Source organism: Flavobacterium aestuarii (assembly GCF_040049115.1).
GTDB lineage: Bacteria > Bacteroidota > Bacteroidia > Flavobacteriales > Flavobacteriaceae > Flavobacterium > Flavobacterium aestuarii.
Genome location: NZ_JBDLZZ010000021.1, coordinates 25450 through 39769 on the forward strand (window position 1 = coordinate 25450; position 14320 = coordinate 39769).

The window sequence follows — 14320 nt, forward strand, 5'->3', positions numbered from 1 at the left end:
CTCCAGGAGCAGCTTGCAAGTTAAAACATACTATGTTGCATTCACACTTTTTACTTCAAATTAATTTCTACTAAAACAGGAAAGTGATCTGATGGATATTTTAAATCTTTAGCATCTGATAAAACAGCGTACTTATTCACTGCAACAGCATCTCCTTTGGATAAAAATATGTAATCAATCAAAAGTGTTGTGGCTTCATTGTATTTAAAGTTATTAAACGTACCATACGGTCCAAAAGGTTTTTCTTTTGAAATCATTCTGGCATCATTCATTTTATTCTTTAAAGCAATTATCCGGTCTGTTTCGGGTTCTGAATTAAAATCACCCATTAAAATAACGGGATATTTATTACTGTTTAATTTTTCAATCTTTGATGCAATCAACTCCAGGCCTTTTGTTCTGGCTTGCTCTCCTACATGATCCAAATGAGTATTAAAAACCCAGATCAGTTTATTAGTCTGCTTATTTTTTAAAAGAGCGTAGGTACAAACCCTGTTACAAGCCGCATCCCAGCCTATTGAAATACTCTCAGGTGTTTCGGACAGCCAGAAAGTGCCAGATTCTATAATCTTAAATTTTTCTTTAGCATAAAAAATATTCGATGACTCTCCTTTCCCTGCCCCTTCTCTTCCTATACCGACATATGCATATTGCGGAAGCGCTGTTGCAATGTCAGTTACCTGATTTGGTTTTGCTTCTTGAACCCCAAAAATATCCGGAGCATAAAACTGAAGCTGTGCATTAAAAAAATCTTTCCGATGTGTCCAGGCATTTTCACCATCAGATTCAACATCCAGCCGGATATTGTAAGTCATTATTTTTAAGGTTTGGGCTTTTCCAAAAAAACTTATCAAACCAAAACAAATTGCCAAAACGATATTTTTATTATTCATGTTTTCAATTATTGAGATTTTATTTTATCTAAATAAATGTATGCATTTTATAGATATGAACTCCTAAAATTGAAAAAAGTCTTAAAGAAAACATCCCCTTTTCTGCTGATAATTATCGCTTAACTAAACATCAAGCGATAATTAATACTCTCTTTGCAGGATTTCAGGTTTTTATTTATTTCAATAAAAAATCTTGGCTTAGATCGGCAACCCGAATAGTGAATGTCCCTTTTTCTGAAACCCATTTTAAATCATTGTTTACAAACTGTAAATCTTTTTGATTCAAAGTAAAGGTTACCGTTTTTGATTCATTTGGAGCCAAGCTAATTTTTTGAAATCTTTTAAGCGATTTAAATTCAGGTGTTATCGTTGCATAATTATCAGACAAGTACAACAAAACAGTTTCTTTGCCAGCTTTGTTTCCAGTATTAGTTACCGTTACGGAAACATTCACATCATCTGAATTTGAAATTTCAGTTTTATCAATTTTCAAGTTTGAATATTTGAAAGTAGTATAAGACAATCCTGTACCAAATTCAAATTGCGGTGAATAGCTTTTTTCATACTTAGCATCGTCATTTTGTTCCCCTTCAGAAATACTTTCAGTATATTTTCTATTGTATTTTTCTAATGAATTTGGATATTTAGGATAATTGTAAGGCAATCTTCCGCTTGGATTTACATCACCATAAAGAATATCAACCAAAGCCCTAGCCCCTTCATTTCCTGGAAGATAACATTGTACAACTGCGCTCATGAGATCTGCAAAATCGCTAATCAGCCTTGGTCTTCCTTCATTTAAAACCAAAATGATAGGTTTGTTCAATTTGGCCAAAGCCAATGCCAGCTTAATTTGAGATTTGCTCATATACAAATCACTGATATCACCAGGAGTTTCAGTGTAGTTTTTTTCGCCAAGACATAATACTATTTTAGAAGCATTCTTTGCTAAATCAACTGCTTTCTGAATTTCAGCATCATCTTCAGCTTCTAAGTCGGCTCCTTTTGTATACAATACATTTTCTTTGCCTAATTTATTCTGAAAAGCTTCTAAAATGGTAAATTTATCTGCTGCATACGTATCTGAATTTTCACCTTGCCAAGTATAAGACCAGCCTCCGTTTAAATATTTCATACTGTTGGCAGTTGCGCCTGTAACTAAAACTTTTTCATTTTTATTTAACGGCAAAACATTCTTGTCATTCTTAAGCAAAGTGATTGACTCTGCTGCGGTTTTATATGCTTCTTCTATATGTTCGGCAGAACCAAATTTGGGATAATCTTTTAAATCAGCAACAGCATTCTGGAATAAATTCAATTCAAATTTCATTTTTAAAATACGGGAAACGGCATCATCTATACGAGACATTGGCACTTCTCCTTTCTGGGCTAAATCCAGCAAAAGAGTATAAAATGAATAATCCTCTGGAACCATGCTCATATCAATTCCGGCCATAACCGCCATACGCACTGCCTCTCTATGAGTCTCGGCAACTTTGTGGCGAGTATGCAGATAAATAATATCTTTCCAATCGGTCACAACTACACCTGAAAAACCAAGTTCATTTTTAAGAATATCGGTCAGGAGATGTTTGCTCGCGTGTACTGGAGTTCCATTAATTTCCCCCGAACTTACCATAACGCTTTTTGCCCCCGCCTTAATAGCCGCCTGATAAATGGTTAAATCATATTGTCTCAAAAGGCGCTCTGGAATGATGCTGGGAGTCCTGTCTTTACCAGTTGCCGTACTGCCATAGCCTATGTAGTGTTTCATGCAGGAAGCTACACTATATTTTGAACCTACATTGTTATCGCCTTCAAAACCATCAACTAAAGCAACTGCCATTTGAGATGATAAATAAGCATCCTCCCCAAAAGATTCCCACATTCTTGACCAAGCCGGATTTCTAGGAAAATCCAGGTCGGGCGAAAATACCCAAGGAATGGAAGAAGCCCTGGTTTCATAAGCTGAAATTTGTGCCCCACGCTTTACCAGATCAGTATTAAATGTAGCTGCTAAGCCAATTTGCTGAGGAAACAATGTTGCCCCAGTCGTATAACTAGCCCCGTGTATAGCGTCTATACCATATAGAATAGGAATTTTGAGTCTTGTTTTATTTGCTTCGCTTGATATTGTGCTCATTGTTTCCTGCCATTTCTGCAGTGTTGGTGCACCTGGATTTGGCACATTCAATATAGAACCAATATGATGTGTCTGGATTCCATTTTTTAATTTTTCAAGATCGAAAACACCTTTTGAGCCTTGCTTTTCAAATATAGTAACCGTAATTTGAGTCATTTGCCCTACTTTCTCCTCCAAGGTCATCTTTGAAATTAATTCAGAAACTTTGGCATTAATTTCAGCTGATTTAGCATTTGATGATTGAGACCACGATACGCTGTAAAAAGACAAAGCGCAAATAAATAAAATTTTCTTTTTCATTTTTAATACTTTTCAGAAGATCTAAAACCTTCAATTTTTATTATTTTAATATATTAATGTTTGGATACCATGTGCTGGGATCTGCAATTTTGCTTTCGAATCATGCACAAATAAATTATAGTCCACAGGATTATCTGTTGCATTCATAATAACTGTCACTACTTTGCCATCAGTATTGATGAAAGAAGTGCTTGATAAAGTCGTTCTGCTGACTGCTGAACTGACTCTTTTTGCATTCTGCTTTATGAATTTAGAAAAATGCCCAATATAATAGTATGAAGGAGTGTATATTAATTCTCCAGTAGCAGTATCGGCATGAATTGGCGCAAAACAAAAGTTGCCAACATGATTTGGACCTCCATGCTGGTCCAATAAAATATTCCAGTCTGTCCAGGCTGCAGTTCCATTATTAAAATCAGTAATCATAGCAATTCCATACCGTTCAGCATTTGCCCAAAATTGATACTTTGCGGCGTCAAATCTTTCTAAGCAGCCTTCGGTAAACATTAAATTTTTATCTGGATATGCTTCTTTAACTTTCTTTACATTATCAAAATTTTGTGAGGCACCAGTCCAAGTTTCATACCAATGAAAACCTAAGCCCCAAACATATCTTGAAGCATCAGGATCGGAATAAATTACATTAGCCCTATGGTACATCAAATCACGATTATGATCCCAGATAACAATTTTTTTATCTCCCAATCCTTCTTTTTTTAGTGTAGGTCCCAAATAATTTTTAATAAAATCCCTTTCACCTTCAGCAGTATATAAACACGATTCCCAAGTTTGAGTTGCTAAAGGTTCATTTTGGGTTGAAGTTCCCCAAATTGGAACTCCCTCTTTTTCATAAGCTTTAATAAATTTAACATAATAGCTGGCCCACTCCTGATAAAACTCAGGAAGCAAAAAACCTCCTTTAAGCATATTATTAGTGTTTTTCATAAATGCAGGTGGTGACCAAGGTGTTGCATAGGTCAATAATTTTCCTCCAGCAGTGGCTATAGCTTTTTTAATCATTGGAAGACGGTATTTTTGATCTGGATCGATTGAAAATGTTTTCAAGTCCTTATCACCTTCTTTTATATAAGTATAGCTTCCGCTCGCAAAATCAGAGCTATGTATGGTTGTTCTCAATATTGAATAGCCAATTCCTTTATCTGAAGTGTAATAAGCATTTAAAAGTTCCTGCTGTTTTTCTTTAGATAATTGAGCAAAAATTTCGGCACTTGCGTCTGTTATCGCCCCTCCGATTCCAATAAAATCCTGAAAGGTGATATCAGGCTCAACAAATACAGCAATTTCATTTTCTAAAGGCTGTTTAGAAGGCTCAAACTTTAAATTTGCAGTAGAGGATAAACGATTTTGCGTATTCTCGGCTGTTGTATACACTAAAACTTCTTTGTTTGATGTGCTATATTTAATATTTCCTTTTTGGCTTTTCTGCTGTGAAAATGCAGATAAAGAAAAACAAAAAAACACAAAAGGAATAATTAAGTCATTTTTTTTCATTTTACCTCGTTGTTCTTTAAAATTTAAATCTTTTGAAATTGTCAAATTAATTAAAAAATAGCTCATAATCAAAATGAAAATGAGCTATTTACAACCTAACTAACTTAACTCAAAACTCAAATTAAACTTTATGTTATATGATTTACTCTAAACAAAATACTTTTTAAAAAAAATAAATAGATAACATTTAAGTTTTTTATCATATTGTTGAGAATTTCTTGCATCAATAACTCTTCAATATAATATTAAGCTAAAAGCAGTATTGTAAAAAAACTGCTTTTAGCCTCATTATAAAAACTACCAGCCTGGGTTTTGCACCATTAATTTGTTATTCTTAACTTCTGAATCTGGTATTGGAAACAAGTTATGTTTACCTTCGAAAAAGTTTCCATTTTTAGTAAACCCTTGGTCTTTCAATACAGTTGCAGCATCTCCCCAACGAACTAAATCAAGAAATCTGAAACCCTCAAATGCTAATTCCAATTTTCTCTCAGTTTTAATTGCATCCATGTTGATAGCTTTAAACGGCAAGTCTACCCTATCACGCACTAAATTTAAATAACCTTGTGCCACCCCTGTATTGCCAGCCAAAAAGTTTGCCTCAGCAGCCATTAATAAAACGTCTGCATATCTAATTGCTCTAATGTTAGTACCATAATTCAATTCTGGTGTACCAGCTCCAGGCTTAGAAGTTTCAGCCGTTAATGTACCATATTTAAGTCTGAAATAGCCATCCATTCCCCATTGTTCTCCAGGTGCCGCTGTCCATTCTCCGCCTCCAGCCTCTAATTCAGCCACTGACAATATTGAAGCCTTTCTTCTAACAACATCACCTTCATCAATAAAGGCCTGTGCTAATTTAGCAGTTGGATAATTAAATCCCCAGCCATCTGCTAGTCCAGTTTCCCCGCCATCAAATTTAGTATCTCTTGGTCCCATCAATTGCCAGTTAATTTGATTTTCCATAGCACGGCTTCCACCCCATTGGAAATTACCCCAATCATACCCGCCAGTTTCACTATAACCAATTTCAAATAAGGATTCTACACCAAATTCCTGTCCTTTTAAGAATATCTTTGAGTAATCTGGTACTAGTGCGTATTCTGCTGATTTAATTACTTCATCAAAAGCCTTAGCAGATTCTGCATACTTTTTTTGATATAAAAACGCTTTTCCTTTCAGTGCCCAAGCCGTACCTTGTGACATTCTAAAGCGCATTGCAGCAGAGTACTCACTCTTTTTAGGCAGGTTTGGAATTGCCTCATCTAAATCCTTATGTATTTGTGCATAAACTTCCTCTGGAGTTGATTTTGCCATTGCAAAATCACTTCCTGTAGTTTGCTTCAATCTTATTGGCACACCGCCCCACATTGAAACCAATTCAAAATAACAGTAGGCTCTCAAAGCCTTAGCTTCTGCTATCAAATGCTTTCTTACCGGAGTATCGCCCACTGCAACATTAATAATCGCATTAGCCCTCATTATGCCAAAATACATCCCTTGAAATGAATGTTCAATTGGTTTGTTTTCTGCTGTATAAGAGAAATTATCCAATTCCTGATATGGAGGCTGATCGGCTTGGTCCCCACCTCCTGCATGTGTTTCATCAGAAGGAAATGCTCTTACAACAAACATTGAATTCCAGTCTGTACCATAAGCCCATTGCAAAGCATCATAACAGGCAAAAACACCTTCCTCTAAATCTTGATCCGTTTTAAAATAATCATCTGCATCTATGAGACCATAAGCTGGTTTGTCTAAGAAATCTTTGTCACAAGCCGTTAACATCAAAGCTAAGCCTGCAATAACTGATAATTTATAAATTATTCTTTTCATTGTTATGTAATTATAGTAATTGTCGTAAAATTAAAATGTTGCTGATAGGCCTGTCATAAAACGGCTAGCTGTAGGATACAATCCTCTGTCGATCCCTTGAGAGTTGTTATTGAAACTTCCAACCTCTGGGTCAATTCCCTTGTACTTAGTAAATGTAAACCAATCGTCTAACGATAAATAAAATCTTAAACTTGTCATTCCTAACTGTTTGATCAAATCACTTTTAAAATTATATCCTAATTGAATTTGTTTAATTTTTACATACGAAGCATCTTGAACCATTAAATCACTTGCATAAGTATACGGATTTGATGTAGAAGCTTTAGGAAAACTATTAGTGCTTCCTTCTCCAGTCCATCTGTCATTGTAAAAGAATGATGGTCGATTGGTGTATGAAAGGTCAGTTCTAGATAAAGCCATAAAGTTTTCACCTCCAAATGCACCTTGCAAAAACAATTTAAAATCAAAACCTTTATAGTCTAAATCAATTGTAGAGGCAATCATAAAATCTGGATGAGGCGATCCAATGTATGTTTTGTCACTGGAATTGATATCTCCATCACCATTTGCATCAACTACAATTGGATCTCCAGGTGCAGGGCTGTAAGTTGTAACATGTCCTAAACTTGCTTTATAAGCATCAACTTGTGCTTGATTTTGGTAAATACCATTAGTTTTATATCCTCTAAAATACCAAACTGGCTGACCTAACTCGAAAACAGTAACAGTTCCTAATGTTGGAAGATCTGCTCCATTAACTCTATCAAGTAAAGGGTTCAAATAGGTAACTTCATTTTTCATAGTAGTCAAATTAAAGTTTATACCATAACCGAAATCTTTCTTTTGTTCTCTCCATCCTAATTCTATTTCAATTCCTTTATTTGTTACATCTCCAGCATTTGCATATGGAGGTAAGTAACCTATAGATGGAGGAGGCGATGAAGGTGTTAATAAATCTTTAGTCACTTTGTTATAATAATCAAAACCAAATGTTAGTCTATTATCTAAAGCTCTTAAATCAAACCCAAAATCCGTCTGCTCAGTTGTTTCCCATGTAATATTTTCATTAGGCAAAACTTTTAACTCTCCAACAGTAAGATAGTTCCCAAGTGCATCAGGATATTTTAAACCATCTTTTGTAACAAGTGCGTTCCATTGACCAGCACTAATATTAGATGTTGAACCATTTTGTCCCCAAGAAGCTCTAAACTTTAACTGATTTACAGCTTCAATCTTCCAAAAGGATTCATTTGAAATCACCCATCCTGCAGATACCGCTGGAAAATAACCTGCACGCTTATCTGGAGCAAAAAGTGAAGAATTATCATTTCTCAAAGAAGCCTGAAACAAATATCTATTATCATAAGAATAAGTGACACGTCCAAAATAAGAATTCATTGCAGTTGGATATTTGTTTCCAGCAACAGTTCCTTTTACAGGAGTTTCACCAACTTGTGCCCAATCATCACCTTCTTTAATCATACCAGTAGTAGTCGTATTCAAATAAGAAGATTCACTTTCTTGAGCAGATAACCCCAACATTCCTGAAAATTCATGTTTATCAATTGTTTTGCTGTAAGTTGCAAAATTTTCCCAAAGCCAGGTTTTAAACTCAGAATGGTTAAATGTCTTCGTGTTTGTATCGGTTTGTTTTTGTGAATTCCACCAGTATTTTGGATTCCAATCCTCAAAATTTGTAAAACGCTGCTCTATACCATAACGAGTTGTAAAAACAAAACCGGCAAAAGGTTTGATATTGGCATAAACATTCCCAATAATTTTAGTCTCAACAGTTTGACCATTATCAATAGCAATCTGACCAACTGGATTAGCTATTTCGCCCTGAACATACTGAGAAAGACCATAATATTCACCATTTCCATTCTTTATTAGAGGACGATTTTCTCCTATATAATTCTGTACATGTGCAGGCAACGTACTTCCATTTGGATAATAAACAGGAGTCGTAGGATCCAACAGCATAGCATGATTCATAATTCCATTAAAACTGTCATCTTCTGTGAAAGCCTTACGTTTGTTTACAGAGTAAGAGAAATTTTCACCTGCTTCAAGATACTTACTAATTTTGTGATTAGAGTTAAATCTCACAGTAGTACGATTGAAGTTTGTTTTATCCCCTCCAAAAAGCCCATCTTGTGTAAAAAAGTTACCAGAAAGCATAAAAGTCGATACCTCATTCCCGCCAGAAATCTGAAGAGAAGTATGCGACATAGGCGCTGCATCTTCAGCAGCTTCATCTACCCAATTAGTCCCTTTTTTACCAGACCATTCTTTAACACTCGGGTGGGCTCCAGATGGGTTAGTTTCGTTAATCCAATGAACATATTCATTAGCATCCATCATATCTAATTTAGTTCTCAGCGATTGAAAACCAAATTGTGTACTAAATGACACATTAATAGAGCCAGCTTTACCTTTTTTAGTAGTAACCATTACAACCCCATTACCTCCATCAGCACCATAAATAGCTGCTGAAGCCGCATCTTTTAAAATCTCAATTTTTTCAATGTCGTTTGGATCTAAGTAATCTATATTACTGGCACGCATTCCGTCTACAACATAGATTGGATCAGAGTTACCGTTTGACCCCGCACCACGAATACGAATTTTAGTACCTGCTCCTGGTGCCCCCGATTGAGGCAAAACTGTAACTCCTGCAGTTTGACCCTGCAATGCTTGTGCTGTATTACCAACAGATAAATGAGCCATCTGATCTGCCTTAATTGAAGAAATAGCTCCTGTTACAACACTCTTTTTCTGAGTCCCATATCCCACAACTACTACCTCATTCAAGTTCTGTGATTCTGATTTTAGTTGAGCTGTAATTTGAGTTCTGCCATCAATCTGCACATTTGACGTTCCATATCCAACAAAACTAATAGTTAAAATGCCATCTGACGGCGCTTTAATTTCAAACTTGCCATCAAAATCCGAGGAAGTAGCTGTCGTTGTCCCCTTAATTAAAATAGAAGCTCCAGGAATTGGCATTCCTTTTTCATCATTCACTTTTCCATTTATAGTTATGTCTTGCGCTTGCATGATAACTGTAAAAAGCAATGAAGAAACACAAAAAATAAACAATTTTGTTAATTTCATTTTTCTTAAAATTTTGGTTAAATAATTAATAATTTGAAGCAATAATAAGACAAAAAAAATCACTTTATCAATCAAAAAACTTTACAAAAACACATCAAAATAAGAAAAAACACATTGTAAAACACATCAAAAAAATTATAAAATATTAAAAAACAAATAATTACATAAAAATTAAACTTATTATTAAAGTGTTATTTTATAGAACACCCCTACAAATTCAAAAAAAACCACACAACATTATTTATAAGATAAATAATATGAAAAATTACAGTTAATTAAGTTAAAACCAATACTCATATTGCATTTTATTCATTTATTACTGCCAAATGACAATAAATCATTAAATTCAATAACATACGTCAAAATAATATTACTTATCATTATTGCATATATAAAATCTATAATGAAGCAATTATGAAATATTATAAGTCACAATTAAATATTTATATCAATCAAAAAAGACCTCAAAAAGCGGTATTCTATTTCACATTACTAATCTTTAAGATAAATGATATTAAATACGTCTTGATTTCTGATATAGAAACCAATTTGTTTACCACATCTTTAAGATGGTTCTTCTATTTCATTTAGCCATCCGAATATTTTTTTCAATACTAAGCTTTAAAGATTTTAAAAGAAAAACTTTTATCTTCAACCAAAACTCCTTAACAGCAATTATTCATTATGGTTTATATAGCAGCTTATCTGCACAAAAATCTACGAAACAATATAATTTCATTCCAAATATTTCTTTATTAAAGCTTATTTGGTTTCCATACAGCATTTAACATCTTTAAAAACAACTATAAATCAATAAGCATAAAATAAAGGAGGCTATGTATCACTACTAGAAATTATTTATAGATTTAAAGACCTAATAACGATATTAAAGGCATTACAATAGATTACATTTTGCATCTGAAAAAATCAGCAATGCATGCCTTAAGAAAAATATCGTCAAATTCAACAGAAAGAGTATTATTTGGAAAGAGTAATACAATTATCATGAAACCGAACTCAATTAATAATATATTTCGCTCTTATGAAGCTTAGATAAACAGAATAATTTGTTTTTCTATAAACTTTAGCCCCCTATGAAGTTTGAGAATAGTTAAAAATAAATAGGTATAAGCCACAGCTTGGCAAAATATTTATAGAAATCAGCAATTAAATGAGTTTTTCATAGTTACACAGGCGCAAAATTTTTAATGACAATTATAATCGGATTTAGGAAATGAAGGTATTTCATTAAATAAAAACATTTGCCGTAAAAAATTCAAGATGAATAAAACGCAAAAAATGACATATCGAAACAAAAGAAAATTGAAACTCAAAGCAAGAAGAGAATAGCAACAATAAACGATATATTTTTTTTCTAAAATAATATGTGCAACTGGACAAATTAACTAGCACTAAAATGAATTATCTAGAAAAATTTTAATATCCCAAAAAAATCGTAAAAGTTTTCCATATATTTTAAATTAACCGCTTTAAAACAAAAACTATAAAAAATATTTCTCATAAAATAAAATCTTGGGATAACAATAAATACCAAGAAATAAATGCCCAATACTTAGAAACGTGGAGATAAAAAAAGAGGTTATTCCAACTTGTGAAATAACCTCTTAAATCATTTTTAGATTAATAAAGAAAGGAATAAAACCCTTTATTTTCTATCATTATGCCAAAATAAAAAACTAAATTTTTCTTTTGCTTCTTATTTATTCTTCGAAAAGGTTTTTATTAACTAACCAAATAAAAACCTTTACTGAAGAACAACTCAAACTACTAACTTAACTAAACATTAATTATACCCTAAAAAATAATCAATTCGTAACTTGAAGAAGCTAAAATATTTGTTCTAAATCATTAGCAAGACTTGTTTAATGTTTTTTTTTTAAATTTTAAATCGAAAAAGGAAGCATATACATCTTCCTTTTTCGAAAAAAACTAACTCAAATTTATTCTGGTCTAAAAATAAAAGTCCAACCTGTACCTGCATTCATTTTACCTTTATTTACCCAAAGAACCATTTTATCACTAGTAAGTGAAACTATTTTATATACACCAGTTCCATCACCTGCCTGGGTTCCACCTAATAATTCAACCCCACCATTAATAATCAATCTTTTTCCTGTTACATCCAAAACAAATCCACCTTTCGCACCAGTTGCTGAAGGTGTTTCATAATGAGTATAATTAGCAGCTCCTTTGAGGTCAAAGTGCATTTTTCCACTAGCATCACTAGGCCCACAGCATATCCCCGCATTCCACCAAGCGGTACCAGCGGTACTAGGGTCATCAGCAGGAGACATATACCACCACAATGGTCCATCGCCATTTACATCAGGATTGTCCCTGTAAAAGACCCAAGTCTTACCTTTTTCAGTATCTGTACCCACTAAATCATACCAATCTTGATCCAATTCATGATCCAGTTTATCAACCTGAACTTCAATCGTTTTTGTGAAAAATTCTGCACCTAAACTGCCTACATAAGTAAATGTTGCTTTCCCAGGTATCGGATAAATAAATTTAATCTTATTAGTCAAAGCTTTTCCTAAATTATAATCCCAATACCCCGTAATTCCAGGTGTAGTCATGTTAATAGTTATTTCATTTCCGCCTGGCGTACTTTGCGTAGCAACCAACTGAACACCCTGTACATCAGTACTGTTTTCTAATGGCGTCTCATCAACAATTGGTTCGCAAGCAGAAAAAACAAGCATTAACGAAGCAATAGTGAAATATGTTATTTTATTAATTTTCATAAGTATATATTTTATCGTTTTCAATTTTACCAGCCAGGGTTTTGTGTATAAACTCCGTTTGACAATCTTATTTCCGTCTCTGGAATTGGCATTAGTCCTTTTGTTTCTGATCTGTATTTCACACTATAATTAGCATCCTTACCAGAATTTCTAACTGGGAAAGTACCATTAAAAGCGGTATTAACATCACCCCAACGAACTAAATCAAACCAATGCAAGGCTTCAAATGCAAATTCATGTAAGCGTTCTTGTTTTATTGCATCCAATGAGTATCCAATTGCTGGTAATCCAGCTCTGTCTCTTACAGCATTCATACCAGTATTTGTTTTAGTAATCTCTGAATGCATTAACAATACATCGGCAAAACGCATGTAAATAAAATCTTGTGCATGCATTAATTGCATATCTGCATTAGACCAATTGTACATTTGAACAAACATACCAACATTACTTCCTGCAGCATTTGGATGCTGGATCGCAGTATATTTTTTATTAAAAAATCCTGTTTCATGATCCCCTTTATCACCAACATATCCGCCAGTACCTTGTTCTGCCTTCCCAACTTGGATTATCGAACCAACTTTTCTAGGATCAGCGTCTGACCATTCGTTCCATAATTTTGGATTAACAGTACCCATTCCCCAACCTTGTCCGAAAGGCACCAATGAGTTATCACGCATTCCTGTAAATAAAGCAAGCCTGTTAGTATAGCTTGGTCCATTTGTCCAATTCCAATCTCCAAAAGAGAATCGTTGTACAAACATAGTCTCATAATTTCCAGTACCAAAAGTAGGTGTAGTACCATCTTGTCCAACCCAAGACAAATCCTCAGTTGCTGCCCATGGCAGTACTGTTTTTCCAGCACTAATATTAACATACGAGTAAGGCCATAAGTTTCTAAAATCAGAAGCTAGGGCATGACCACTATTATTGATACAGTCATTCAAGTAAGATGTAACATCATCAGCAGTTATTACTCCTCCTTCAACCAATGGTAAATTTGTTGTCGCTTGTTTCTCAATATTGGTCATATATCCTGTGTAAAACAAATATACACGCGCTAAATAAGCCTCGGCAACCCATTTAGTGGCGTGACCATAATTAGCAGTTGGAATGCTCGGAAATGGGGTCGCCGGCATTAATGCGATTGCACCTTTTAAATCACTTGCAATTTGAGCAAAAGTTGCACTGTAAGTAGCTCTGCCAACATATCTGTCGCCAGCGAGTTCGACAATTAATGGAACTCCACCGAAAAATTTAGCCAACCTAAAGTAAAAAAAGGCTCTCATAAACATCGCTTCACCAATAGCTTGTGCTTTAAAATTATTTGCTTCCTCCACGGTTTTAAAATATTGTCCAAAATCCGCTTTCTGTGTTTTTTCAATAATCGCATTTGCTCTAGTAATTCCGAAATATGATTGGATCCATAAATCGCGATAGGTGTCCTCAAGTGGATCTTCAAAATTATCAACCCATTTGGCTGCTTTATCATCTGGACCACCGCCTCCAAGCATTATATTATCTAATAAATTGGCAGCAAGCTGCTCCTCACTAAGTGGGCTTGGAATATAAATTGCATTATAAACACCTGCAATTGCTTCATTAATATCTGTAGGCGTCTGATAAAAATTCTCGGAAGTCTTCCCAAATCTATTTTCAGTATCTAAATAGTCTGAGCAACCTGTAGCAGTAAATATCGCCGAAATTGCTATTATATATATTATTTTTTTCATTTTAAATGTGTATTT

7 protein-coding genes are annotated in these 14320 nt (G+C 34.1%); all 7 read right to left on the minus strand.

The genetic code is table 11. From position 1 onward, the window contains the following. Positions 1 to 50: 50 nt before the first annotated feature. The 7 genes from ABEG11_RS17205 to ABEG11_RS17235 all read right to left on the minus strand — a co-directional run bounded on the left by ABEG11_RS17205 (position 51) and on the right by ABEG11_RS17235 (position 14305). Entirely contained in the window at positions 51 to 893 is an 843-nt protein-coding gene (locus ABEG11_RS17205; protein WP_348825420.1) for an endonuclease/exonuclease/phosphatase family protein, read from the minus strand. Between the two features lie 175 nt (positions 894 to 1068). Next, positions 1069 to 3336 (minus strand): glycoside hydrolase family 3 N-terminal domain-containing protein, encoded by a 2268-nt coding sequence (locus tag ABEG11_RS17210; RefSeq protein WP_348825421.1) that lies wholly within the window; start codon positions 3334 to 3336, stop codon positions 1069 to 1071. A gap of 45 nt (positions 3337 to 3381) precedes the next feature. Next, on the minus strand, positions 3382 to 4848 hold the full coding sequence (locus ABEG11_RS17215) for a glycoside hydrolase family 30 protein (RefSeq protein ID WP_348825422.1): 1467 nt from the start codon (positions 4846 to 4848) through the stop codon (positions 3382 to 3384). Positions 4849 to 5145: 297 nt separating this feature from the next. Then, positions 5146 to 6684 carry a RagB/SusD family nutrient uptake outer membrane protein gene (locus ABEG11_RS17220; RefSeq protein ID WP_348825423.1) on the minus strand — a complete coding sequence of 513 codons (1539 nt, stop codon included), beginning with the start codon at positions 6682 to 6684 and terminating at the stop codon, positions 5146 to 5148. Positions 6685 to 6714: 30 nt separating this feature from the next. After that, complete coding sequence (locus tag ABEG11_RS17225) at positions 6715 to 9801, minus strand: SusC/RagA family TonB-linked outer membrane protein (protein WP_348825424.1); 3087 nt, start codon at positions 9799 to 9801, stop codon at positions 6715 to 6717. Between the two features lie 1961 nt (positions 9802 to 11762). Next, on the minus strand, positions 11763 to 12530 hold the full coding sequence (locus ABEG11_RS17230) for a hypothetical protein (protein ID WP_348825425.1): 768 nt from the start codon (positions 12528 to 12530) through the stop codon (positions 11763 to 11765). A 68-nt stretch (positions 12531 to 12598) separates the two neighbouring features. After that, positions 12599 to 14305 (minus strand): RagB/SusD family nutrient uptake outer membrane protein, encoded by a 1707-nt coding sequence (locus ABEG11_RS17235; protein ID WP_348825426.1) that lies wholly within the window; start codon positions 14303 to 14305, stop codon positions 12599 to 12601. Between the last annotated feature and the right edge of the window lie 15 nt (positions 14306 to 14320).

Coding starts and splice junctions, on each gene's coding strand:
- ABEG11_RS17205 (WP_348825420.1), bottom strand. CDS start 893: ATGAATAATAAAAATATCGTTTTGGCAATTTGTTTTGGTTTGATAAGT.
- ABEG11_RS17210 (WP_348825421.1), bottom strand. CDS start 3,336: ATGAAAAAGAAAATTTTATTTATTTGCGCTTTGTCTTTTTACAGCGTA.
- ABEG11_RS17215 (WP_348825422.1), bottom strand. CDS start 4,848: ATGAAAAAAAATGACTTAATTATTCCTTTTGTGTTTTTTTGTTTTTCT.
- ABEG11_RS17220 (WP_348825423.1), bottom strand. CDS start 6,684: ATGAAAAGAATAATTTATAAATTATCAGTTATTGCAGGCTTAGCTTTG.
- ABEG11_RS17225 (WP_348825424.1), bottom strand. CDS start 9,801: ATGAAATTAACAAAATTGTTTATTTTTTGTGTTTCTTCATTGCTTTTT.
- ABEG11_RS17230 (WP_348825425.1), bottom strand. CDS start 12,530: ATGCTTGTTTTTTCTGCTTGCGAACCAATTGTTGATGAGACGCCATTA.
- ABEG11_RS17235 (WP_348825426.1), bottom strand. CDS start 14,305: ATGAAAAAAATAATATATATAATAGCAATTTCGGCGATATTTACTGCT.